The sequence below is a fragment of the Actinocorallia aurantiaca genome, from assembly GCF_039533685.1.
Taxonomy (GTDB): domain Bacteria; phylum Actinomycetota; class Actinomycetes; order Streptosporangiales; family Streptosporangiaceae; genus Actinocorallia; species Actinocorallia aurantiaca.
The window spans coordinates 45,954-68,683 of sequence record NZ_BAAATZ010000005.1 but is presented as its reverse complement, the minus strand read 5'-3'; the positions used below and the strand labels follow the sequence as shown (position 1 = coordinate 68,683).

Below are 22,730 nucleotides of genomic sequence, written 5' to 3'. Positions count from 1 at the left end.
GGGAACGGAATGCGAAGGCGAATTCCAGGGGGATGCTCGTGATCTGCTGGTTGACGGGTTGACGATGGCGAAATCATCCAACGAGCTGCTGGTCGGGGTGGAGGAGGAGTTCCACCTCGTCGCCCTGGACAGCGGGCGGCTGACGCCCGCCGCCATGGCCCTGCTCGAGCTGCTGCCCGGCGACAGGTACAGCGCCGAGCTCCAGGAGACGTCGATCGAGGCGCACAGCGCCCCCTGGGCGGAACTGGGCGACCTGGCGGACGACCTGACGGCCACCCGGCGGACGCTGATCGGGACGGCCGAGGAGCAGGGCCTGGGCGTGGTGGCCTCCGGCACGGTGCCGCTGGGCGAGGTCTCCGGCTGCGTCGTCCCGCCCGTGCCCAGGTTCAGGCGCATGCACGACCTCTACCGCACCCTGGCCGGAGAGCAGCTGATCTGCAGTGTCCAGGTGCACGTGGACGTGCCCGGCCGCGACCGCGACCTCGCGGCGCGGGTGCTGCGGAGGCTGGCGCCCTGGCTGCCGGTCTTCCTCGCGCTCAGCGCCAGCTCGCCGTTCTGGCGGAGGTCCGACACCGGCTACGCCAGCTACCGGTCGCTGCTGTGGCAGCGCTGGCCGACGGCCGGGCCGCCCGGATCCTTCGACAGCGCCGCGGAGTACGACGCGCTGGTGGCCGAGCTCGTGGCCCAGGGGACGATCCTCGACCCGGGCATGGTCTACTTCGACGTCCGCCCGTCCTCCCACCTGCCCACGCTGGAGCTGCGCGTCTGCGACGCGTGCCCCAGGGTGGACGACGTCGTCCTGCTGGCCGGGCTCTTCCGCGCGCTGGTCCGGCGGGAGTGCGCCGCCGTCGAGGAGGAGTTCCGGCCGGTGCGGGCGGAGCTGCTGCGCTCGGCGACGTGGCACGCGGCCCGGTCCGGGCTGGGCGGGCCGCTGATCGATCCGGCGACGGGGCGTCCCGCGCCGTCCGGCGAGGTGGTCCGGGACCTGCTGACGGGGCTGCGCCCGCTCCTGGAGGACGCCGGGGACTGGGACCTGGTCTCGAGCCTCACCGCGGACCTGCTGGAGCGGGGGGACTGCGCGGCCAGGCAGCGCGCCGTCCACGCGCGCGGGGGCTCGCTGCGGGCCGTCGTCGCGGGGCTCGCCACCGAGACCCGGGGCTGAGCGGGGAGGTATCGATACCGGCGATACCGAGAGCGACGTCAAATACCCCATAGGGGAGTGAAACTCCGGTTCATGGTGCAGTAAAAATGGTTTCATGCCCCCCGAACCCGACGACACCCTCCAACGCAAGCTCCGCACCGCCGTCGCCGACGAACTCCCCGCGGCCGTCGAGCTGCGGCACCGCCTGCACGCCGACCCGCGCGTCTCGGGCCGGGAGGAGGACACCGCCCGCGCGGTCGTGGAAGCGCTGGACGCCGGGCCGGGAGAACGCGTGGCGGGGACCGGCCGCCTCCTGCGGATCGGCGGGGACGGCCCGGGCGTGGTGTTGCGCGCCGAACTCGACGCCCTGCCGATGACCGAGCGCACCGGCGCGCCCTGGAGCGCGACCGGCGCGGCCATGCACTCCTGCGGCCACGACGTCCACCTCGCCGCGCTCGTCGCCGTCTGCCGCGCCGCCGCCAGGATCGGCCTGGACGTCCCGGTGCTCGCCCTCCTGCAGCCCCGGGAGGAGACCCACCCGTCCGGCGCCGAGGACGTCGTGCGCTCAGGGGTCCTGGAAGGCGCCCTCGCGGTGGTCGGCGCCCACGTCCAGCCGAGGCTGCCCGCCGGAGTCGTCGGGGCGACCTCCGGGCCGGTCAACGCCGCCGCCGACGAGTTCGAGATCACCGTGACCGGCTCGGGCGGCCACGCGGGCTACCCGCACCTGACCCGCGACCCCGTCCTCGCCCTGTGCCAGGTCGTCGTGGCCCTCCAGCACCTGGCGTCCCGCCGGTTCGACCCCGTGCTCGGCGCGTCCTGCACCGTCGGCCACATCAGCGGCGGCAGCGCCCCGAACGTCATCCCGGACACCGCGGTGGCGCGCGGCACCGTCCGGGTCATGCGGGACGAGGACCGCGCCGAGGCGACCGGGCTCATCACCGAGATCGCCGCGCACACCGCCGCCGCCTTCGGCTGCGCCGCCGAGACCCGCATCCACCCCCTGGAGCCGGTCCTGCGCAACGACCCGGATTTGGCCGACCGCGCGACCGCCGTCCTCAACGGCTTCGGAGTCCCCGTGGACCGCTCCTTCCGCTCCTACGGCGCCGACGACTTCTCGCACTACTGCCGCGACACCCGCGGCCTCATGCTCTTCGTCGGCACCGGCACCGACCCGTCGGCCCCCGGCCTGCACCACCCGGCCTTCCTGCCCGGCGACGAGGTCATCGGCCAGGTCGCTGAAGCCCTGGTGGCCGGCTACCTGGCCGCCGCGACCTGACCCCCGCTCACCTCGCGGTCACTTCACGGGGCCGCGGGTCGAAGCCGTACCGCGGCCCGGAGACGCCCTTCCGGAAGGCGTTGTTCGCCTTGCCGGTCAGTGCCGGGAGGAGGAGTAGAGGAAGGCCGAGAACAGGGCGGCGGCGAGCGGCCATGCCCAAAGGACCGGACGGTCGAAGACCATCGTGCTGATCAGCGGGCAGACCACGGAGATCACGGCGGACCAGGCCAGGATCCACAGGATTCCGGCGGAGAGGGCACCGCGTCCCCTCCCGCCCGGCGGGCGGGACCGGGAGCCGGGCGACGGGGGACGCTCTCCCCGTCGTGCCCGGTGTGGACCGGGTCCGCGGTGGGGCGGGGAGTGGTGCACGAGGTCGTGTGCGGTCCGGCCGGGGTCGTCCGCGGCGGGCGGGCGCGGGCCCGCGGGGCGCCCGTACGAAGACCCCGGCCGGGCGACGACGGGGCTCGGGGCGGGCGGGCGCTGGGCGGGAGGACGCCGGCTGAAAGCAGGCGGCGGCGCGGAGGGGAAGACGGGGCGGAGCGGCCCTGAGGGGTTTCCGCTTGGCACGTTCCCGGGAATCGTTGGATCGCTCACGGTGGCTCCACTCAGTGCGACATGCGACAGACCAAGCCTTATCAGATGAATAGGCGGAATTCACCTTTATCTGGAGCATCTGGAGCTTTCGGGATGCACGGGTGCCCGAGGCGCGCACGGTGCTCTCGGTGCGCCGAAAACGCCGGTCCCCGGGCCCTCCCCGCTGGGAGGGCCCGGGGACCGGCGTCAGCCCGGGTGCTGCCTCAGATCTGGGTGCGGCGCGGGTTGGCAGTGTTGGTCGGCCAGTTGGCGAGCGCGGCGGCCACTTCGTCGTCGGCGGCGACGGGCGTCTCGATCTCCTCGTTCACGGAGGTGGGCGACTGGTCGGTCACGGCTGCTTGTTCCCTTCGCTCTTCGGACTCCGATGCGCGGCCGGAGGCCGGGCGGAGACGACGGATGCTACCAGTCAAGGGTATCCGCCCTCCTGCCGCACTCGGGAGCGGTCAGAACAACCCCAGGGCGTCCGTTTACCGCCATATACCAAAAAACTAGGATTTACCCAGAGATAAGGCAAGGGGCGAAGGCGGGAAAGGCCTGGAGGGGCGGCGGGGCGTCACCGTGAGTGACCGGATTCACCTTCTCTGAGCCATTACTCCGGCATGACCTTTTCCCGAAGACTTCGCGGCGTTCCTCAGAAGCCCGCCACGTTGAGGAGCTTCTCCTTGATGCCGTCGGGGTCGTCCGAGTTCGTCCAGTTGGTCGTCCCGGCATTGCGCAGGGCCGTCTTCACCGCGGCCGGGGAGGCCGACGGACGGGCCGCCTTGTAGAGGGCGGCGGCGCCCGCGGCGTGCGGAGCCGCCATGGACGTGCCGGAACTGAGGCTGTAGCCGCCCTTCAGCCAGGTGGAGCGGATGCAGGCGCCGGGAGCGATGAGGTCGACGTCACGGCCGTGGTTGGAGAAGTTCGCGAAGGTGTCGTCCTGGTCGGTGAGGCAGGTGGACTGGGCCTTGCCCCCGGGCAGGCCGTCGAAGTCCGCCAGCGCGCTGACGGTGATCACCTCGTCGTAGGCGGCGGGCACCCTCTTGGCGGCGTCGACGGAGGAGTTGCCCGCGGCCACCGTGTAGGTGACGCCGGCCGCCACCGAGGCGCAGACCGCCTGGTGCAGGGCGTCGCGGCTGGTGTTGCCGCAGTTGCCGTCGTCGGTGCCGGCGGCGCCGAGGCTCAGGTTGGCGACCTCGATCTCGCCGGCGTGCGCCGTCACGTGGTCGATGCCGCAGATGATCGAGGAGAAGGTGCCGTTCCCCGAGTCGTCGAGCACCTGGACCGGCCACACCCGCGCGCCCGGGGCGACACCGACCACGCCCTGGTCGTTGTCGAGGGCGCCGATCGTCCCGGCGACATGGGTGCCGTGCCCGTTGCCGTCCACGGCCCCGGTCCCCCCGGTGCAGCTCTTGGCCCCGGCGGAGTGCACGTTGAGGTCGGGGTGGTCCGGCTGGATCCCGGTGTCGATCACCGCGACGTCGACGTCGACGCGCCCGTCGACGTTGTCGAGGCCGGAGGTGGGGCTGGCCTCGGCGTCGACGCGGTCGACGCCGGTGGGGGTGGTCTGGGCCTCCAGGCGGACGCTCCGGTCGGGCTGGACGAACCGCACCCGGGGGTCCTTGGCCAGCTTTCCGGCGACGTCGGTGGTCATGGCCGCCGCGTAGCCGTGCAGGGCGTGGCCGTAGGTGTACAGGACCTCGGCCTTGTACTCCCCGGAGTGCTGCTGGGCGATGGAGGCCGAGTCGCTGCCCTTCTTCAGGACCACGATGTAGCCGGTCGGCGGGTCGGCGCGGACGGCGGGGGAGACGAGGGCGGCGAGGACGGCCGTCGCCAGGACGGTCGGGACTGAGCGGCGCATGCGGAATTCCTTCGGAAGTGAATCCGTCACGGTGTTTTCAGCCGCTCATGATAATCAGTCATATATTCTGTCGAGGCTTTTTTCGCGCTCCCGGTAAACACGTGTTGAACGGAAGATCCGCCATTCACGGCATATCGGGAGGGAAGCATCGTGGGAAGGCCCGTACGAACGGAGCCGCCCGGGCCGAGGGCCCGGGCGGTGAGGGGGCGGGTGGTCAGAAGCCGGTCACGTTGAGGAGCTTCTCCTTGATGCCGTCGGGGTCGTCCGAGTTCGTCCAGTTGGTGGTGCCGGCGGTCTGCAGGGCGCTCTTCACCGCGGCGGGCGAGGCGGTCGGGTGGGTGGCCTTGTAGAGGGCGGCGGCGCCCGCCACGTGCGGGGTCGCCATCGAGGTGCCGGAGATGGTGTTGTAGCCGCTGCCCGTCCACGTCGAGTAGATGCAGACGCCGGGGGCGATGAGGTCGACGTCGGAGCCGTAGTTGGAGAAGCTCGCGAAGGTGTCGTCCACGTCGGAGCGGCACGTGGCCGCGGCTCCGCCGCCCGGCAGCCCGTTGAAGTCGGCCAGGGCGCTGACGGTGATCACTTCGTTGTAGGAGGCGGGCACGTAGCCCGAGGAGTTGGCGGAGCTGTTGCCCGCGGCGACCGCGTAGGTGACGCCGGCGGCCACCGAGGCGCAGATCGCCTGGTGCATGGCGTCGCCGTTGGTGTTGCCGCAGTTGCTGTCGTCGGTGCCGGAGCCGCCGAGGCTCATGTTGGCGACCTCGATCTCACCGGCGTGCGCCGTCACGTAGTCGATGCCGCAGATGATGGACGAGAAGCTCCCGCTGCCGGAGTTGTTGAGCACCCGGATCGGCCACACCCGCGCGCCCGGCGCGACGCCGACGACCCCGCTGGTGTTGTCGAGGGCGCCGATCGTGCCGGCCACGTGGGTGCCGTGGCCGTTGCCGTCGGCGGCGCTGGAGCCGGTGGAGCAGTTCTTGGCCCCGGCGGTGTAGACGTTGAGGTCGGGGTGGTTGAGCTGGATCCCGGTGTCGATCACCGCGACGTCCACGCCGACGCGCTGGTCGACGTTGTTGATGTTGGCGGTGGGGCTGGCGTCGGCGTCGACGCGGTTGATGCCGGTGGGCAGCGTCTGGGCCGCGACCGTCACCTCCTGGTCGACCTGGACGAACTCGACGCGGGAGTCCTCGGCGATCTTCTTGGCGGCGGCGGACGTCATGTTCGCGGAGTAGCCGCGCAGGGCGTGGCTGTAGGTGCGGCTGAGCTTCGTCTTGTGCTTGTTCCCGTGCTCCTTGGCGACCTTCGAGGGGTCGCTGCCCTTCTTGAGCACCACGATGTAATCGACGGATTCTGCGGCGGTCTCGGCTTGGACGGCGGGGGAGGCGGCGACCAGGAAGGCCGCCGCCAGGACGGCCAGTACTGAGTGACGCATGGGGGATTTCCTCCGATGTGGGGGATTTCGGGAGCAATCGCATCCTCGGATCCTCGCCATGCGGGTACCAGGGCCCGAATAGATCTGTTATTGCTTTTTGACTGATTCCTAATAAACCGTCAGGGCCCTTGCCAGGGGTGTAATGAGGGAGTACGAGGCCCTTCTGGGTGACAAGGAGTTAACGCATATGACATGCATGCGTCATATTGCAGAACCCTGTGATGTCCGAAAATCGGGCCCGGCGTGTGATTCGGGCCCCCTGATCCGTTGCAGGTTTTTGGCGGATCGGACACCATTGCGGTGAAGTATCGACATCCAAGCCGTTCGTGGCGTGCGAAGGAGCAGCATGGCCGATACCGAGCCCGTGATCGACAGGAGCGTTCCGCACTCGGCGCGGATCTGGAACTACTTCCTGGGGGGCAAGGACCACTACCCCGTCGACGCGAAGGCGGGGGACGCCTATCTGGCGGCCTTCCCCGGAATCGCGGACGTCGCGCGGGAGGGCCGGCACTTCTTGGGCCGCGCCGTGCGGTACCTGGTCCAGGAGGAGGGCGTCGGCCAGTTCCTCGACGTCGGGACGGGTCTGCCGACCGTCGACAACACCCACGAGCTGGCGCAGCGGGCGGATCCGTCCGCGCGGATCGTCTACGTGGACAACGACCCCCTCGTGCTCTCCCACGCGAGAGCGCTGCTGACCAGCACCGCCGAGGGCGCCACCGACTTCGTCGACGCCGACCTGCACGAGCCCGCGTCGATCCTGGAGCGGGCGTGGAAGACGCTGGACCCCGGCCGGCCCGTGGCCCTGACGCTCATGGGCGTCATGGGGCACGTGAGCGATGACGAGGAGGCGCACGCGCTGGTGGCGGAGCTGCTGGCGGGCCTGCCGCCGGGGAGCTTCCTGGCCCTGTACGACGGCCACGACGAGAACGCCGCGCTGAACGAGGCGCAGCAGGGCTACGACGACACCGGGGCGGTTCCCTACAGACTCCGGAGCAAGGCCCGGCTCGAGGCGTTCTTCTCCGGACTGGAAACGGTGGAACCGGGGATCGTCCCGTGTCCGCTGTGGCGGCCCGAAGCGGATCTGGGAGAGCTCTCGGAGAGCCCTACACTGTGCGGGGTCGGGCGGAAAATGTAGATAACTGATGGTTTTCTCTATCGTTGTCTCATCGCGAGGCGGGTTCGCTGGATCCCCGTCTCGGGACGGCCCATGATGGAACCGGAATCCGCTGGGCGAAGGGGCTGTCCGATGACGAGGAACCTGATGGAGAGCGGGCCGGCCGTGACCGACGAGTGGCGGGCCGGGCCCACCGCGCCCCGCATGATCCTCGGGGCCCAGCTGCGCCGGCTCCGGGAGGGCCGGGGCATCACCCGGGAGGCGGCGGCCGACGTCATCCGCGGCTCCGAGTCGAAGATCAGCCGGATGGAGCTCGGCAGGCACAAGTTCAAGTCCCGCGACCTGGAAGACCTGCTGGAGCTGTACGGGGTCCTCGACGAGGAGCGTTCCGTCCTGCTGGAGCTGGGCCGCCAGTCCGGCCTGGCCGGCTGGTGGCAGCCCTACAGCGACCTGGTCCCGTCGTGGTTCGAGCCCTGCCTCGGCCTGGAGCAGGCCGCCAGCGTCATCCGGGGCTACGAGATCCGCGCGGTCCACGACCTGCTGCAGACCCCCGACTACGCCCGTGCCGAGCTGGTCCGCCGCCATCCGGGCGAGACCAGGGAGCGCATCGCCCGGCGGGTGGAGCTGCGGCTGCACCGCCAGGACGTGCTGGCCAGGCCTGGGGGCCCGCGCCTGTGGATGATCCTGGACGAGGCCGCGCTGCGCCGTCCGGCGGGGGACGCGGCGCTCATGCGCGCCCAGTTCGACCACCTGGCAGAGCTCTCCGCGTGCCCGAACATCCGGGTCCAGATCCTGCCGTTCTCCTACGGGGTGCACGCCGTGGCCGGCACCCCGGTCACCCTGCTCAGGCTCCCCGCCGGGGAACTCCCCGACGTGGTCTTCCTGGAGCGCCACAACGACGGCGACTATCCCGACCGCCCCGTCGACGTGCTCCGCTACCGCCAGCTCATCGACGAGCTCGCCACCAACGCCCTCGCCCCGGACCGGACCCCGGAGTTCCTCGACCGCGTCCTGCGCGATCTCTGAACCCGGGGGCCCGGCTCCGTCCGCCGGGCATCAGCCCTCGGCGAGGCAGCCGCGGATGCCGTTGGCGCGGCCCTGGCCGAAGGCGGTGACCCGCTCGACGGCGTCGCCGTGGGAGCTGGTGTCGGTCCACGGGTAGCTGTCGCCGAAGGAAGACAGCGCGGTCCCGATCTCGGTGGTGTCGCCTTCCTCCCAGGTGAGGGTGCCGTCGGTCTGGGCGCCCCACAGGACGGCGCCGGCCAGGCAGTCGGCCTGGAGTTCCTTGCGCTCGGCCACCAGGTTCATCTGGAGGCGGTTCTGGATGGCGTGGCCCCACTCGTGCGCGATGACGAGGTAGATCCAGGCGTCGCCCTGGGCGTAGCCGGTCTTCATCAGCTCGAAGTCCCAGGCGACGTAGTCCTCGGGGTTGCAGTAGTAGGCGTTGAACGCCTCGGCGATCTGGCCGCCGCAGGTGAAGCGGTTGGGGTCGGTGCCGTTGTAGGCGCCCAGGACGCGCGGCGGGGTGTAGGTGCCGGTGAAGAGCTCCGGCCAGTGGGTGTTCCAGTAGGTGTCGACGACCTGGACGGCGTCGTTGATCTCCTGGGTGACGTCGGCGTCGGAGAAGTTCGCGTTGGGGTCGGGCTGCCCGCTCTGCGTGGGGACGGGATCCCCTGCGTTGGGCGCTCCGGTGTTGGGGCCGGGCTTCATGGTGGGGGCGTCGGCGGGCGGCGTCTGGATGTCACCCACCTGGAACCCGCAGCCCGCGGTGGTGGCCATGACGGCGGCCAGGGCGAGGGGGAGGAGGCGTTTGAACATGTCGTTCTCCGTGCGAAGTCAGGGCGGGGGAGCATCCATGTCTTCTGACTCCGCAAAAGGGAAAACGGTTCGCCTTTCGGGCGGCTGTGTGACGCGCTCTCAGCCGAGGGAGGCGGGGTCGGCCAGGACCCGGCGCAGCACCCGGGCCGCGGCTCCGAGCACCGCCGCGTCCGGGCCGGTGGCGGCGGGAAGCAGGACGGGCGGTGCGGGGCGCAGGGCGCCGAGCCGCTCGTCGAGCACGGCCCGGACGTGCGGCGCCAGCCAGGGGAACAGCGGGACGTAGCGGCCGCCGAGCACGATCGCGCCCGGGTCGAGGAGGTTCACCGCGGAGGACAGGGCCAGGCCCAGGGCGCGTCCCGCCCGCGCGCACGCGGCCGCGGCCCCCGGGTCGTCCGCGGCCAGGGCGGCGGGACCGGGCAGGACGTCCTGCCCCGCGTACGCCTCCAGGCAGCCCCGGCTCCCGCACCGGCAGGCCGGGCCGCCGTCCGCGACGACCACGTGGCCCAGCTCGCCCGCCAGCCCCGTCGCGCCGCGCAGGAGCCCGCCGTCGCGGACGAGGCCCGCGCCGACACCGGTCTCGCCGGAGACGTAGAGGAAGTCCCGGGGCGCGGAGCCGAACTCCAGCTCGCCCAGGGCCGCGAGATTCGCCTCGTTCTCCACCGCGGCGGGCCGGTCGGCGACGCGGATGGGGTCGGTGAGGTCGGTGATGCGGACGTCCCGCCAGCCGAGGTGCGGCGCGTGGTGGACGCGGTCCTCGCCGACGGTTCCCGGGACGGCCAGGACCGCCCCGGCGATCCGCAGGGACGGGACGTCGGCGAGGGTCTCGTCCGCGAGGCGGTGTAGCGCGGCCAGCACCGGCTCGGGGCGGCTCGCCCGGTTGTCCGCGCGGACGGTGCGCCGCGCCCGGACGGTCCCGGTCAGGTCGACGACGCAGGCCGCGAGGTAGCCGACGTTGACCTCCAGCCCCAGGGCGGCGACGTGTTCGCCGCTCAGCCGCACCTCTACGCCGGGCCGGCCGCGCTCGCCGGCGCGGGCGGCGGGCGCCTCGGCGACCAGCCCGGCGGAGAGCAGGTCGGCGACCAGGCTGGAGACCGTGGTCTTGGTCAGCCCGGTGAGCTCGGCCAGGGCGGCGCGGGTCAGCGGGCCGCCCCCGGCGACCTCGCCGAGGACCAGGGCCAGGTTGCGGGCGCGCATGGCTCCGTGGCGTACGGGCTGGTTCACGGTCTTGACGATGCCACCTCTCTGTGATGACCTTTAGTTCAGATTATGGATTAAATGCGGAGGAGTAAAGATGAACGCCTACACGCCCAGGCCGGAAGACCGCTTCACCTTCGGCCTCTGGACCGTCGGCTGGCAGGCCCGCGACCCCTTCGGAGACGCGACGCGGCCCCCGCTGGACCCCTCGGAGGCCCTCCACCGCCTCGCCGAACTGGGCGCGTACGGCGTCACCTTCCACGACGACGACCTGACGGCCGTCGAACCGGACCGCGACAAGGCCGTCGCGAGCTTCAAGCAGGCCCTCGCCGACACCGGCCTCAAAGTGCCGATGGCGACCACGAACCTCTTCACGCACCCCGTCTTCAAGGACGGCGCGTTCACCAGCAACGACCGCGACATCCGCCGGTACGCGCTGCGCAAGGTCATCCGCAACATCGACCTGGCCGTGGAGCTCGGCGCGACCACCTACGTCTGCTGGGGCGGACGCGAAGGAGCCGAATCCGACGCCGCGAAGGACGTCCGCGTCGCGCTCGACCGCTACAAGGAGGCCCTGGACGTCCTGACGTCCTACGTCATCGACCGCGGATACGACCTGCGTTTCGCGCTGGAGCCCAAGCCCAACGAGCCGCGCGGCGACATCCTGCTGCCGACGATCGGCCACGCCCTGGCCTTCATCAACGAACTGGAGCACCCCGAACGCGTCGGCCTCAACCCCGAGGTCGGACACGAGCAGATGGCCGGGCTCAACTTCACGCACGGCATCGCCCAGGCGCTGTGGCACGGCAAGCTCTTCCACATCGACCTCAACGGACAGCACGGCCCCCGCTACGACCAGGACCTCATCTTCGGTCACGGCGACCTCAAGGGCGCCTTCTTCCTGGTGGACCTGCTGGAGTCCGCCGGCTACGACGGCCCCCGGCACTTCGACTACAAGCCGCTGCGCACCGAGATCGACGTCTGGCCGTCCGCCGCCGCGAACATGCGCACGTACCTGATCCTCAAGGAGAAGGCGGCGGCCTTCCGGGCCGACCCCGAAGTCGCCGAGGCGCTGGCCGCGTCCCGCACCCCCGAACTGGCCGTGCCCACGCTCGCCCCCGGCGAGGGCCTCGACGCGCTGCTGGCCGAGGAGTTCGACCCGGACGCCGCGGCCCTGCGCGACAGCCACTACACCCGGCTGAACCAGCTCGCCCTGGAACACCTCATGGGAGTGCGGGGATGACCCTCGTCGCCGGGGTGGACTCCTCCACCCAGAGCTGCAAGGTGGTGATCCGGGACGCGGAGACGGGCGCGCACGTGCGCGAGGGCTCCGCCCCGCACCCGACCGGCACCGAGGTCGCGCCCGCGGCCTGGTGGGACGCCTTCGAGCGCGCGGCCGAGGCGGCGGGCGGCCTGGCGGACGTCGCGGCACTGAGCGTCGCCGCGCAGCAGCACGGCATGGTCTGCCTGGACGAACGCGGCGACGTCGTCCGGGACGCGCTGCTGTGGAACGACACCCGTTCGGCCTCGGCCGCGGCGGGGCTGGTCGCCGAACGGGGAGCGCGTTGGTGGGCCGAAGCGGTGGGCAGCGTGCCGCTCGCCTCCTTCACCGTCGCCAAGCTGCGCTGGCTGGCCGAACACGAACCGGACAACGTCCGCCGCACGGCCTCGGTCTGCCTGCCGCACGACTGGCTGACCCGGCGCCTCACAGGACGGCTGACGACCGACCGGGGCGACGCCTCGGGCACCGGCTACTGGTCGCCCGCCACCGGTGAATACCGCCGCGACGTACTGAAGGACGCGTTCGGCACGCTTCCGGAACTGCCGCGCGTGCTCGGCCCGCGTGACCAGGCGGGGGAGTGGGAGGGCCGCGCCGTCGCCCCCGGAACGGGCGACAACATGGCGGCCATGCTGGGCGTGGGAGGGGCTTCCGGATCATCCGGAGAAATCGTCGTGTCGATCGGCACGTCGGGGACGGCCTTCGCCGTCGCGGACACGCCCAGCGCGGACCCGTCGGGGAAGATCGCCGGTTTCGCCGACGCGACCGGACGCTACCTGCCTCTGGTCTGCACCCTCAACGCCGCCCGGGTTCTGGACGCCGCGGCCTCCCTGCTCGGGGTGAGTCTCGAACGCCTCTCCGAGCTTGCCCTGAGCGCTCCGGCGGGTGCGGACGGCCTGGTGTTGCTGCCCTATCTGGAAGGGGAACGCACCCCTGACCTGCCGGACGCCACGGGCTCCCTGCACGGGCTCCGGCTGGCCACCGCCACACCCGCCCACCTGGCCCGCGCCGCGGTCGAAGGGCTGCTGTGCCACCTGGCCGACGCCGTGGACGCGCTCGGACTCGCCCCGGAACGGATCCGCCTCATCGGAGGCGGTGCGCGTTCCGAAGCCGTACGGCGCATCGCCCCCGCCGTCTTCGGCCGTCCCGTCCTCGTTCCGGAACCAGGGGAGTACGTCGCGACGGGCGCGGCCCGTCAGGCGGCGTGGCTGCTGGCGGAGACTCCCGAACCGCCGGAATGGGCTCCCGCAGGGGAGGCGCGTTACGACGCCGAGCCCGTCCCCTGGATCAGAGAGCGCTACGCCGAGGTCAGCGGGCCCTTCTTGTCGGCGGAGGTCGGCCCGTAGGACTCCAGGAGGACGGGCGTGTCCAGCGCTCGTCCTATGTCCTCCGGGCCGGTCACCATCCCGTCGTAGAGGGGACGTGCTTGCATGAGGCGTCGGGTAAGCCGCTCTTGTGCTTCCAGATCATTCGTGTAAAGGGGTATTCGCTCCATCGAATCGTAAGAGCCACACATGCGTACCGGGGGAGCGTCCAGGTGGGTGACGGCCAGGCCGTCCACCCCGCCGACGACGTCCAGGGCGTAGCGCAGGGCGACGGCGTCGAAGTGACCCACCCGGAAGCCGCCCTGCCAGTCGCCGTGGGCGTTGTGCGGCTCGGGCAGGTCGAGCTCGGGGTCCTCGGTGACGAAAGGACCCGGGCCGTGGCGCGTCAGGTACTTGCGGACGACCCCGAGGCGCAGCGCGTCCGCACCCTCCAGCAGCTCCAGGGCGTTCGCGAACGTGGTCGTGGACCAGGTCGTGTACGGGTGGAAGCCGTGCCACTCGTCCAGCAGGACGCCCTGCGCTCCCTCGAAGACGGCCGGCCCTTCCCGGAGCAGGCGGGGCAGGAACTCCCCGCCCACGATCCGGACGCCCGCGCCGAAGGCCAGGAACGCCTCGGCGCAGTCGTCGACCGGCGGTACGTCCACCGCGGGGAACAGATCGAGCGCCCACTCCCGCACCCGCCGGAGCACCTTCCGCAACCGCAGAGGCGAACGGCAGTCCCCCACACGGGGCGCTTCGGCATGCCGCAACGCGTACGCGGCGGTCTCCCCGACGCCCATCCCGCACGAACCGTGCCGCCCGTCGCCGCGCGCCAGCTCGCGCGCCCGGTTGACGGCCCGGTGGTACGGAGTCGTCAGCAGCGCCGAGGCGTCCACCGTCAGCCGGTCGAACGCGTCCGGCACGCCGAGGGAACGCAGGTGCGCGGCCTCGGCGGCCAGCGCAAGCGGATCCACCAGCATGAAACGCGACAGGTGGGTCCGGACGCCCGGAGTGAACGTGCCGGACCCGAACTGCGCGAACGTGTGGTGCCGCCCGTCGACGGTCACCACGTTGTGGGCCGCCTGGGCACCGCCGTTGAACCGCACGACCGCCCGGGCCGAGCCCTGCGCGCACAGCCGGTCCACCACGGTGCCCTTGCCGGAGTCGCCGAACCCGAGATCGACGACGACGTAATGGTTCACAATTACAGCCGCGTCGTGCCGCGCGGCAGGTCGTCGGACAGGTCCAGGGGGGCGCTGGCCTTGGCCACCGAACCGCGCCGCAGCGGGGCCAGGGCGCGGGAGACGACCTCGCCCGCGTCCGAACCGACCTCCTCCAGGTGCTCCAGGCCCTCGTCCAGGTCGATCGCGTCCTCGGCGAGGCCGATGGTCAGGGCGATGGTCTCGCAGACGGCGTTCAGGTCGTCCAGGCGGATGACGTTCTGGCCCAGGAGACCGCGCCAGAACTCCAGCAGCTTGGGATCCTCGCCGTGGAACGTCCCGGCGGGGATGAGGTAGTAGACGTCGAAGCGCTCCTTGAGCTCCGCGACGATGTCGGCGATGGGGATGTCCCGCCGCAGGTCGTCGCCGATGATCCGCTTCACCTCGGCCTTCTTGACCTTGGCGTAGGCCAGCTCGTCGCCCATGAGGAAGAGGTAGCCGCGCTTGCCGCGCTTCTCCCAGCAGTCCATCGCGGTGTGCCGGGCCATGAAGTACATCGCCAGCTCGTAGGACTCGGTCATCTGGCCGCCGCCCCCGCCCTCCAGCAGGATCCGGCCCAGGTCGTCGTCCATGCGGTTGTCGGCCTCGAACTGCCCGATCTGGAGCGGGGCGCGGTCGCAGGTGGCGTCGCCGATCGCGCCGAAGAGGATGTGCGGGTCGGTGACGTAGCCCTTGCGCAGGATCAGTCCGAGCAGCTCGGGCAGCTTGGTCTGGAGCACGCGGGGCACCGTCCGCATCGAGCCGGTGACGTCGAACAGCACTCCGATCGCCAGCGACTCGGGGTGCTCGTCGCCGTCCCGGCTCTCCCGGAAGGCCACGCCGTGCGGGTCGAGCGCCGAGTGGACGTGCCTGGCTCCGCTGTCGGAGTGGGCGAAGGCGCTCGCTCCGGTGGCCGCACGGTAGTCCGCCGCGGCGGCGTAGACGTCGGTCGACCAGATACCGCTTCCCATGAGGGTCTCCTTGAGTGCGAGGGGTTGAGGTCTAGAGCGTGAAAGGACGGAAGACGCGCGGTCCGTACAGGCGTTCCAGGAGCTCGTCGAACTCCTCCAGGAGGCGCCAGGCGTCGGAAGGCCGCTTCTTCTGGGAGCCGAGGGTGCAGCCGCGGGCAAAGCTCCGCAGCGGGCCCGGGATCTTCGGGCCCATCAGGTAGGTCATGCAGCGGGCGGCCAGGAACAGGTCGGTGGCGGGGGACGCGGGCTCCCGTCCGGGAACCTCCGGCGGGTACCAGGACGCCCTGCCGCTCACCAGCGCGGGCACCCGGCCGCTCGGGTCGGCGGCGGAGCGACGGACGGACACCGAGTAGCACCAGTCGACCAGGACGAGCCCGTGCCGCTCCGGGTGGATCATCACGTGCTCGGGCAGGACGGCACCGTGCAGGACGCCCGCACGGTGCGCGAAGCCGAGCGCGACGAGCAGCCTGCGCCACATCCACGCCGCGTCACGCGGATCCACCCCGTCCGGATACGCGGCCTTCACCTCGGCGAGCGTGTGAAAACCCTCGAGCAGGGTGATGACGTTGCCGCTGCGGCCGTCGTAGCGCAGGCTCTCCACCAGTTCCGGGACGTACGGCAGGAACTGCGGGTCGCCGTCCTCGCGGAGCTGCCGCAACGCCACGGTCTCGCGTTTCAGCAGGTCGTTGTCGGCGCTGTCGCGGGGAAGCTTGAGGACGGCGGATCCGCCGTCGAAAGCCACCTCGAACAGGTCGGCCAGGTCGCCCCGGGCCAGCTTCGACCCCACCTCGTAGGTGTGCCGCCTGGTGGTGATGGTCACGGTCTCCCCGCCGCCGTACGAGTGCCACTTGGCCGCCAGCCGGGTGAACGCGGCGCCGTCGGCGCCGGTGTCGGGGTGCAGCAGCCGGGCCATCCGGTGGTAGACCCGCACCGCCTCGGCCGGGTCCGAACCGAAGATCTCCCCGGCCGGACGGTCGAGCAGCGCGAGCGCGTCCTCTCTGTTCACGGGGTCTCCTGACGAAGGTCGTCCTCGCTGCCGGGCCGCAGCAGCGCCGGGTGCAGCAGCCGCGCGTCCCCGGCGCGGTAGAGCCGGGCCCGGGGACCGCCGCGCCGCCCTCCGGTCGCGGTGGTGTCGCCGGTGCCCTCCACGAAGCCGGGCACCGACAGCACCTTGCGGTGGAAGTTGCCGGCGTGCAGCGGCTCGCCCCAGACCGACTCGTAGACCGCGCGCAGTTCCGGGATGGTGAAGACCTCGCCGAGGAAGGCGGTGGCCAGCGGGGTGTACTCGAGCTTGGCGCGGGCCCGTTCCAGCCCGTCGGCGAGGATCCCGGCGTGGTCGAAGGCGAGCCTGCGGGTGGTGCCGGGGGCCTGGGAGGCGGTCGAGGTCAGCCCGAGCGCGTCGACCGGCGCCCAGACGGCCTCCGCCGCGTCGCTGCCGGCCCGCGGGTCGGGCAGGTCGGGCCCGAACGCCAGGTAGGCCACCGAGATGACCCGCATGCGCGGGTCGCGGCCCGGCGCGCCGTAGGTGCCGAGCTGTTCCAGGTGGACGCGGCCCAGCGCCCCGGCGGTGAGCCCGGTCTCCTCGGCGAGCTCGCGGGCGGCCGCCTCCCGGAGGCCCTCCTCGCCCTCGACGGCCCGCACGAATCCGCCGGGCAGCGCCCAGCTTCCCGCGAACGGGGGATTGGCGCGCCGGATCAGCAGGACATGGAGCACGCCGTCGCGGATGGTCAGCGCCACCACGTCCACCGTCACCGCGATCGGGTCGTAGCTCCGAGGGTCGTACTCCGCGAGGAATTCCTCGTCCGTCATGTCGTCATCCTCCGGACTCCTCGGTGGGGACTCATAGTCTCAGTATGAGTAAAACTCAATATGAGTACAACATAACGCGGGTCGCCCGGCCTGTCCAGCGGCTACGATCATTGATGCGGGGAAGGAGCCCTTGATGGCGCAGGCTTACGTGCAGGTGACCACCACGACCGACGAACGGGCGGAGGCGGCGGAACTGGCCGCCTCGGCGGTGGCCGAAAGGCTGGCGGCGTGCGCTCAGGTCCTCGGCCCGATCGCCAGCACCTACTGGTGGGAAGGGGAGATCGAGACCGCCGAGGAGTGGATGGTCATGTTCAAGACCACCGCCGACAGGTTCGAGGAACTGGCCGGTCTGATCAACGAGCAGCACTCCTACGAGACCCCGGAGATCATCGCCACCCCGGTGGTGGCCGGCAGCGCGGAGTACCTCGGCTGGGTGAGCGAGCAGACCGTCGAGCCCGCGGTCGAGGAGGACGAGTTGGAGATCATCGACTGACGCTCCCGGCGCGGCTCGTGCGCGGCTCCCGGCGTGGTGCGCGCACGGCCCCTGAGGCGGTCAGCCGCGGCGCATGAGCCTGCCGACGGCGGCCATCAGCTCCTCGGACATCTCCTCCGACCTGCCCTCCTGCGCGCTCTGGGCCACGCAGTGCCGGACGTGGCCGTCCAGCAGGCCCAGCGCGACCTTGTCGAGGGCGGCCTGGATCGCGCTGATCTGGGTGAGCACGTCGATGCAGTAGCGGTCGTCCTCGACCATGCGCTCGATGCCCCGCACCTGGCCTTCGATCCGGCGCAGCCTGGTCTGGAGCTGGTCCTTGGTCGCGGTGTAGCCGCGGGTGGTCATGACGGGCCTCACATTCGCCGGGCGGGTGCCCCATCAGCGTACCCAGCCCCCGGAGGGTATGCTGATTTCCTGTCGGGATACCCATACGGGGTATGCCTATGAGACGCGCCCGTGAGACGCATCGGAGGAGGACGCCGTGTCCGATCGCACCTACACCGTCAAGGGTATGACCTGCGGCCACTGCAAGGCCTCGGTCACCGAGGAGATCAGCGAGCTCTCCGGCGTCACCGGAGTGGACGTGGACCTGCAGACCGGCGCGGTCACCGTCGCGGGGGAGGGCTTCACCGACGACGAGATCCGCAAGGCCGTCGAGGAGGCCGGGTACCAGGTCGTCTGACCGTTCGGCGGGCCTACGCGTCCGGCGGGACGTTCCAGGAGGTGATGACCTCCCGGCCGTGCTCCAGGCCCAGCGTGGAGGAGGTGCCCGTCTGCAGGGCGAACAGCCTTCCGTGGTCGGCGGGCAGGCCCAGCCACCGCGCGGCCAGGATGCGCAGCACATGGCCGTGCGCGACGAGCGCCACGTCACCCTGCTCGAGGTGGGGGCGGGCCGCGGCGATCACCCGGTCGCAGCGCTCGCCCACCGCCCGGACGCTCTCGCCGGGCGTGGCGCCCGGGACGATCTCGTGGGTCCAGACCGCCCAGCCGGGGATCTCCTCGCGGATCTCCGCGGTGGTGCGGCCCTCGTACCCGCCGTAGTCCCACTCCCACAGGTCCTCCAGCGGCTCGGCCCCGGCGAGCCCCGCCAGGCGGGCCGTGGCGCGCGCCCGCAGGGCCGGGGAGCAGAAGGCGCGCACGACGTGGTGCGCGGCCACCCGGGGGGCCAGGGCCGCGGCCTCCTCCTCCCCGCGCGGCGTGAGGAGGAGGTCGGTCCGGCCGGTGTGCTTGCGCACCCGGCTCCACTCGGTCTCCCCGTGGCGCAGGATCAGCAGTTCCCCCATGGGGATCACGTTACGGGACGGGGCCCCCGTTCAGAAGATCCCCGACGGGGGTGAAGGGCAGCCCGTGCGCCTCGGCGACCCCGCCGTGCGCGAGCCGCCCCGCGTGCGTGTTGAGGCCGAGCGCCAGCGAGGGGTCCTCGCTCAGCGCCTTTCGCCAGCCCTTGCCGGCCAGCGCCAGCGCGTAGGGCGTCGTGACGTTGGACAGCGCGTGCGTCGAGGTGTGGGGCACCGAGCCCGGCATGTTGGTGACGCAGTAGAAGACCGACTCGTGGACCCGGTACGTGGGGTCGGTGTGGGTGGTGGGGCGGGAGTCCTCGAAGCAGCCGCCCTGGTCGATCGAGATGTCCACCAGCACCGAGCCGGGCAGCATCCGGCCCACCAGCTCGTGGGAGACCACGGTGGGCGCCTTGGCGCCGGGGATGAGCACCGCGCCGATCACCAGGTCCGAGCGGACGACCTTCCGCTCCACCTCGTAGGCGCTGGAGACGAGGGTCTGGATCCGGCCCCCGTACACGGTGTCGATCCGGCGGAGCCGCTCGACGTTCACGTCCACGACCGTCACCCGCGCGCCCAGGCCCGCCGCGATCCGGGCGGCGTTCAGCCCGGCCACCCCGCCGCCCAGCACGAGGACCTCGGCCGGGGGGACCCCCGGCACGCCGCCGAGCAGCACCCCCCGCCCGCCGTTGAAGTTCAGCAGGTGGTGGGCGCCGACCTGGGACGCGAGCCGCCCGGCCACCTCCGACATGGGCGCCAGCAGCGGGAGCGCCCCGCCGGGCGTCTGCACCGTCTCGTAGGCGATGGCGGTGGTCCCGGAGGCCAGCAGCGCGTCCGTGCACTCGCGGGAGGCGGCCAGGTGCAGGTAGGTGAAGAGGATCTGACCGGCGCGCATCCGGTGGTACTCCGAGGGCACCGGCTCCTTGACCTTGAGGACCAGCTCGCCTTCGGCCCACACCTCGTCGGCGGAGTCCAGGAGCTTGGCCCCCGCCCGGGAGTACTCCTCGTCGGGAAGGGACGAACCGGTCCCCGCGCCGCGCTCGACGAACACCTCGTGGCCCGCGCGCGCGAGCTCGTGCACCCCCGCCGGGGTGATCGCCACCCGGTCCTCGTGATCCTTGACCTCGCGTGGAACGCCGACCTTCACCGCTGCCTCCCGGGACGCGGGACGCGGGCCGCGTCCCTCCCCTCAGGGTGCGCCGCCGCCCGCTCTGCTCGCCAGCCGCACCGTGTACGGCTCCGCGCGGCCTGGGCGACACAGTGTCAGCCGCACGGTGTCAGCCGCGCTCTGGAGAAGGCTTCCCGCTCCGGCTCACAGCCACTCCTCGGCGATGGCGAAGGTGAGGCGTTCCAGCAGCGGGCCTGCGGCGCTGATGCAGCGTTCCACATCGGGCTCCAGGTCGGTGAGCGGGTAGGCGGCGCTGATCCTCGCGCGGCGCAGCTGCTCCCCGGTGAGCGTCCTGCGGCCGCAGACGGCCACCACCGGGACGTTCGCGCGGGCCGCGGCGCGGGCCACGCCGACCGGGGCCTTGCCGCGCAGGGTCTGGGCGTCCAGCGAACCCTCGCCGGTGATCACCAGCCGGGCGTCGGCGAGCCGGCGGGTGAAGCCCAGGAGGTCCAGCAGGTAGCCGATGCCCGGCTCGACCCGGGCGCCGAGGAAGGTCATCGCGGCGAAGCCGACCCCGCCGGCCGCGCCCGCCCCCGGACGGTCCCGGGCGGGCCGCCGCGTGGCGGCCTCGGCCAGGTCCGCCCAGCGGCGCAGCCCGGCCTCCAGCGTCTTCACGCCGTCCCGCCCGGCGCCCTTCTGCGGCGCGTAGACGGCGGCGGCGCCCTCCCTGCCCAGGAGCGGGTTGTCGACGTCGGAGGCCACGACGATCTCCAGGTTCGCCAGGTCGTTGAACCCGCGCAGGTCCAGCGCGTGCAGCAGGCGCAGCGCCGCCCCGCCGGGCGGCAGCTGGTGGCCCTTGGCGTCCAGGAGCCGGGCGCCGAGGGCCTGGATCATCCCGGCGCCGCCGTCGGTGCAGGAGCTGCCGCCCAGGCCCAGCACGATTTTGCGGGCCCCGCCCCGGACGGCGGCGAGGACGAGCTGGCCGGTGCCGAGGCTGGAGGCGGTCATGGGCTGGGGCCTCCCGCCGGGCAGCCGGTGCAGCCCGGAGGCCTCGGCCAGCTCCACCACGGCGGTGTCGCCGCGGACCGCGTAGACGGCTTCGACCGGTTCGCCCGTCGGGCCCGCGACCCGCGCGGTCCGCCGTTCGAATCCGGCGGCGATGGCGGCTTCGGCGGTGCCGTCGCCGCCGTCGGCGACGGGGAGGGTCACCAGCGGGATCTCGGGCCGGTGCCGGGCCAGTCCCGCGGCAAGGTGGTCGGCTGCCTGGGACGCGCTGAGCGAACCCTTGAACTTGTCCGGGGAGATGAGAACGTGCCCGGTGGGTGAAGCCACCACATGCCTTTCTGGCCGTGAACGATGAGGGAGGCCTCCATTCAAGCCCACACGGGCCGTCGGCAGGTGGGAGTGTCCTAGCCGATACACAAACGACTACCCGGCGCCCCTTGCCAAGGAGCCGGGTAGTCGTTCCCGCGGAGTTCTAGAGCCCCAGGAGCTGCTGGATGGGATCGAGCGCGAAGAAGATCGCGAAGATCGCGGTGATGAGCCACAGCAGCCAGCCCGTGCGGCGGCCCAGCGCGGTGCGCACGACGGTGTAGGCGACGACGCCGGCGCCGATGCCGGTGGTGATCGAGTAGGTGAAGGGCATCATCACGATGGTCACGAACGCCGGGATGACGAGCTCGGGGTCGGACCAGTCGATCTTGGACACCTGGGCCATCATCATCGCGCCGACGATCACCAGCGCGGGGGCCGCGGCCTGGGTCGGGACCACCGAGGCCAGCGGGGTGAAGAAGAGGGTGACCGCGAACAGGAGGCCGGTGACCAGGTTGGCCAGGCCGGTCCGGGCGCCCTCGCCGATGCCGGCGGCGGACTCGACGAAGACGGTGTTGGCCGAGGAGCTGGTGACGCCGCCCAGCGCGGCGGAGACGCCGTCGACGGTGAGGATCCGCCCCAGGCCGGGGACCTGGCCGTCCTCCCTGGCGGTCCCGGCCTCCTCGCTGAGGCCCACGATGGTGCCCATGGCGTCGAAGAAGCCCGACAGGACCAGGGTGAACAGGACGACCAGCGCGGTGACGACGCCGGCTTGGCCGAAGCCGCCGAACAGGTCGAACTGCCCGAAAAGGGAGAGGTCGGGGACGGCCAGCAGCTGGTCGGGCAGCTCCGGCACGACCAGGCCCCACTGCGCGGCGGGGACGGTGGCGACGGAGTTGATCGCCGCGGCCAGGCAGGCCCCGACGACGATGCTGATGAGGATGGCCCCGGGAATCCTGCGCACGTGCAGGACGAACATCAGCAGCAGGGTGACCACGAAGACGAAGATCGGCCAGCCCTTCAGCTGCCCGCCCTGGCCGAGGGTGAGCACGGTGCCGTCGCCCGAGCTGACGAATCCCGCGTCCACCAGGCCGATGAGGGCGATGAAGGCGCCGATCCCCGCGGTGATGGCGTACTTGAGCGCCAGCGGGATGGAGTCCATGATCAGCTGCCGGACCCCGGTGACGGCCAGCAGCACGATGATCACGCCCTCCAGCACCACCAGGCCCATGGCCTGCGGCCAGGTCATCTGGGGCGCCGCCTGGTAGGCCACCACGGCGTTGATGCCCAGGCCGGAGGCGACCGCCATCGGGACGTTCCCGACCAGGCCCATGAGGATGGTGGCGATCGCCGCGGACAGCGCGGTCATCGCGGTGAGCTGGGGGATCGAGAGCTGCGCGCCGGTGATGTCGGTGGAGCCGCCGAGGATGATCGGGTTCAGCAGCAGGATGTAGGCCATCGCCACGAAGGTGGTGATGCCGCCGCGGATCTCGCCGCCCACCGTGCTCTGCCGCTCCGACAGGGCGAAATACCGATCCAGCACCGAGCTTGCCGCCATTACGGTCCTTCCATA

The 22,730-nt window shown here is 71.9% G+C and carries 22 protein-coding genes; 8 read left to right on the top strand and 14 right to left on the bottom strand.

Going from position 1 to position 22,730, the window contains the following annotated elements:
• Window positions 1–64: 64 nt before the first annotated feature.
• Both ABD327_RS06450 and ABD327_RS06445 read left to right on the top strand, forming a co-directional pair.
• Window positions 65–1,162 (top strand): carboxylate-amine ligase, encoded by a 1,098-nt coding sequence (locus ABD327_RS06450; RefSeq protein WP_344449260.1) that lies wholly within the window; start codon window positions 65–67, stop codon window positions 1,160–1,162.
• 94 nt (window positions 1,163–1,256) lie between these two features.
• Window positions 1,257–2,417, top strand: a complete 1,161-nt coding sequence (locus tag ABD327_RS06445) for a M20 metallopeptidase family protein (RefSeq protein WP_344449259.1) — start codon at window positions 1,257–1,259, stop codon at window positions 2,415–2,417.
• Window positions 2,418–3,214: 797 nt separating this feature from the next.
• On the opposite strand, the gene ABD327_RS06440 is transcribed toward ABD327_RS06445, so the two are convergent.
• The 3 genes from ABD327_RS06440 to ABD327_RS06430 form a co-directional block, all read right to left on the bottom strand.
• Complete coding sequence (locus ABD327_RS06440; protein ID WP_344449258.1) at window positions 3,215–3,343, bottom strand: hypothetical protein; 129 nt, start codon at window positions 3,341–3,343, stop codon at window positions 3,215–3,217.
• A 299-nt stretch (window positions 3,344–3,642) separates the two neighbouring features.
• Window positions 3,643–4,851 carry a S8 family serine peptidase gene (locus ABD327_RS06435; protein WP_344449257.1) on the bottom strand — a complete coding sequence of 403 codons (1,209 nt, stop codon included), beginning with the start codon at window positions 4,849–4,851 and terminating at the stop codon, window positions 3,643–3,645.
• A gap of 214 nt (window positions 4,852–5,065) precedes the next feature.
• The gene (locus tag ABD327_RS06430; protein WP_344449256.1) at window positions 5,066–6,280 is read right to left on the bottom strand and encodes a S8 family serine peptidase; all 1,215 of its coding nucleotides are present in this window, start codon (window positions 6,278–6,280) and stop codon (window positions 5,066–5,068) included.
• 346 nt (window positions 6,281–6,626) lie between these two features.
• On the opposite strand from ABD327_RS06430, the gene ABD327_RS06425 reads away from it, so the two are divergent.
• Window positions 6,627–7,415 (top strand): SAM-dependent methyltransferase, encoded by a 789-nt coding sequence (locus ABD327_RS06425; RefSeq protein ID WP_344449255.1) that lies wholly within the window; start codon window positions 6,627–6,629, stop codon window positions 7,413–7,415.
• 111 nt (window positions 7,416–7,526) lie between these two features.
• Window positions 7,527–8,420 carry a helix-turn-helix domain-containing protein gene (locus ABD327_RS06420; protein ID WP_344449254.1) on the top strand — a complete coding sequence of 298 codons (894 nt, stop codon included), beginning with the start codon at window positions 7,527–7,529 and terminating at the stop codon, window positions 8,418–8,420.
• Between the two features lie 30 nt (window positions 8,421–8,450).
• On the opposite strand, the gene ABD327_RS06415 is transcribed toward ABD327_RS06420, so the two are convergent.
• Together ABD327_RS06415 and ABD327_RS06410 are read right to left on the bottom strand one after the other, a co-directional pair.
• Entirely contained in the window at window positions 8,451–9,212 is a 762-nt protein-coding gene (locus ABD327_RS06415; RefSeq protein ID WP_344449253.1) for a neutral zinc metallopeptidase, read from the bottom strand.
• A 99-nt stretch (window positions 9,213–9,311) separates the two neighbouring features.
• Window positions 9,312–10,433 carry an ROK family transcriptional regulator gene (locus ABD327_RS06410; RefSeq protein WP_344449252.1) on the bottom strand — a complete coding sequence of 374 codons (1,122 nt, stop codon included), beginning with the start codon at window positions 10,431–10,433 and terminating at the stop codon, window positions 9,312–9,314.
• 70 nt (window positions 10,434–10,503) lie between these two features.
• On the opposite strand from ABD327_RS06410, the gene xylA reads away from it, so the two are divergent.
• Together xylA and xylB are read left to right on the top strand one after the other, a co-directional pair.
• Window positions 10,504–11,649: a xylose isomerase gene (gene xylA / locus ABD327_RS06405; protein ID WP_344449251.1), complete on the top strand. Its 1,146-nt coding sequence runs from the start codon at window positions 10,504–10,506 to the stop codon at window positions 11,647–11,649.
• Complete coding sequence (xylB, locus tag ABD327_RS06400) at window positions 11,646–13,031, top strand: xylulokinase (RefSeq protein ID WP_344449250.1); 1,386 nt, start codon at window positions 11,646–11,648, stop codon at window positions 13,029–13,031. The genes xylA and xylB overlap by 4 nt, the downstream gene beginning before the upstream one ends.
• Here xylB and ABD327_RS06395 read toward each other — a convergent pair.
• From ABD327_RS06395 to ABD327_RS06380, 4 genes are read right to left on the bottom strand one after another with little or no spacing between them, the layout of a single operon-like run.
• Window positions 12,983–14,194 carry an adenylosuccinate synthetase gene (locus ABD327_RS06395; RefSeq protein ID WP_344449335.1) on the bottom strand — a complete coding sequence of 404 codons (1,212 nt, stop codon included), beginning with the start codon at window positions 14,192–14,194 and terminating at the stop codon, window positions 12,983–12,985. The genes xylB and ABD327_RS06395 overlap by 49 nt on opposite strands.
• Window positions 14,194–15,159, bottom strand: coding sequence for a hypothetical protein (locus ABD327_RS06390; RefSeq protein ID WP_344449249.1), 966 nt, complete (start codon window positions 15,157–15,159; stop codon window positions 14,194–14,196). Before ABD327_RS06390 ends, ABD327_RS06395 begins: the two co-directional genes overlap by 1 nt.
• A gap of 31 nt (window positions 15,160–15,190) precedes the next feature.
• Complete coding sequence (locus tag ABD327_RS06385) at window positions 15,191–16,165, bottom strand: serine/threonine-protein kinase (protein ID WP_344449248.1); 975 nt, start codon at window positions 16,163–16,165, stop codon at window positions 15,191–15,193.
• A complete protein-coding gene (locus ABD327_RS06380) occupies window positions 16,162–16,968 on the bottom strand; it encodes an NUDIX hydrolase (protein WP_344449247.1) in 807 nt (268 codons plus the stop codon). The genes ABD327_RS06385 and ABD327_RS06380 overlap by 4 nt, the downstream gene beginning before the upstream one ends.
• A gap of 133 nt (window positions 16,969–17,101) precedes the next feature.
• On the opposite strand from ABD327_RS06380, the gene cutA reads away from it, so the two are divergent.
• Window positions 17,102–17,461, top strand: coding sequence for a divalent-cation tolerance protein CutA (gene cutA / locus ABD327_RS06375; RefSeq protein WP_344449246.1), 360 nt, complete (start codon window positions 17,102–17,104; stop codon window positions 17,459–17,461).
• 60 nt (window positions 17,462–17,521) lie between these two features.
• Here cutA and ABD327_RS06370 read toward each other — a convergent pair whose 3' ends face one another.
• Window positions 17,522–17,806 (bottom strand): metal-sensitive transcriptional regulator, encoded by a 285-nt coding sequence (locus ABD327_RS06370; RefSeq protein ID WP_344449245.1) that lies wholly within the window; start codon window positions 17,804–17,806, stop codon window positions 17,522–17,524.
• A gap of 136 nt (window positions 17,807–17,942) precedes the next feature.
• On the opposite strand from ABD327_RS06370, the gene ABD327_RS06365 reads away from it, so the two are divergent.
• A complete protein-coding gene (locus ABD327_RS06365) occupies window positions 17,943–18,143 on the top strand; it encodes a heavy-metal-associated domain-containing protein (RefSeq protein ID WP_344449244.1) in 201 nt (66 codons plus the stop codon).
• Window positions 18,144–18,156: 13 nt separating this feature from the next.
• Here the strand turns inward: ABD327_RS06365 and ABD327_RS06360 are convergent, their stop codons facing one another.
• The 4 genes from ABD327_RS06360 to ABD327_RS06345 form a co-directional block, all read right to left on the bottom strand.
• A complete protein-coding gene (locus ABD327_RS06360; RefSeq protein WP_344449243.1) occupies window positions 18,157–18,744 on the bottom strand; it encodes a histidine phosphatase family protein in 588 nt (195 codons plus the stop codon).
• Between the two features lie 10 nt (window positions 18,745–18,754).
• Window positions 18,755–19,885 carry an alanine dehydrogenase gene (gene ald, locus ABD327_RS06355; protein WP_344449242.1) on the bottom strand — a complete coding sequence of 377 codons (1,131 nt, stop codon included), beginning with the start codon at window positions 19,883–19,885 and terminating at the stop codon, window positions 18,755–18,757.
• 165 nt (window positions 19,886–20,050) lie between these two features.
• Window positions 20,051–21,178, bottom strand: coding sequence for a glycerate kinase (locus ABD327_RS06350; RefSeq protein WP_344449241.1), 1,128 nt, complete (start codon window positions 21,176–21,178; stop codon window positions 20,051–20,053).
• A 145-nt stretch (window positions 21,179–21,323) separates the two neighbouring features.
• Window positions 21,324–22,715 carry an NCS2 family permease gene (locus ABD327_RS06345; protein WP_344449240.1) on the bottom strand — a complete coding sequence of 464 codons (1,392 nt, stop codon included), beginning with the start codon at window positions 22,713–22,715 and terminating at the stop codon, window positions 21,324–21,326.
• Between the last annotated feature and the right edge of the window lie 15 nt (window positions 22,716–22,730).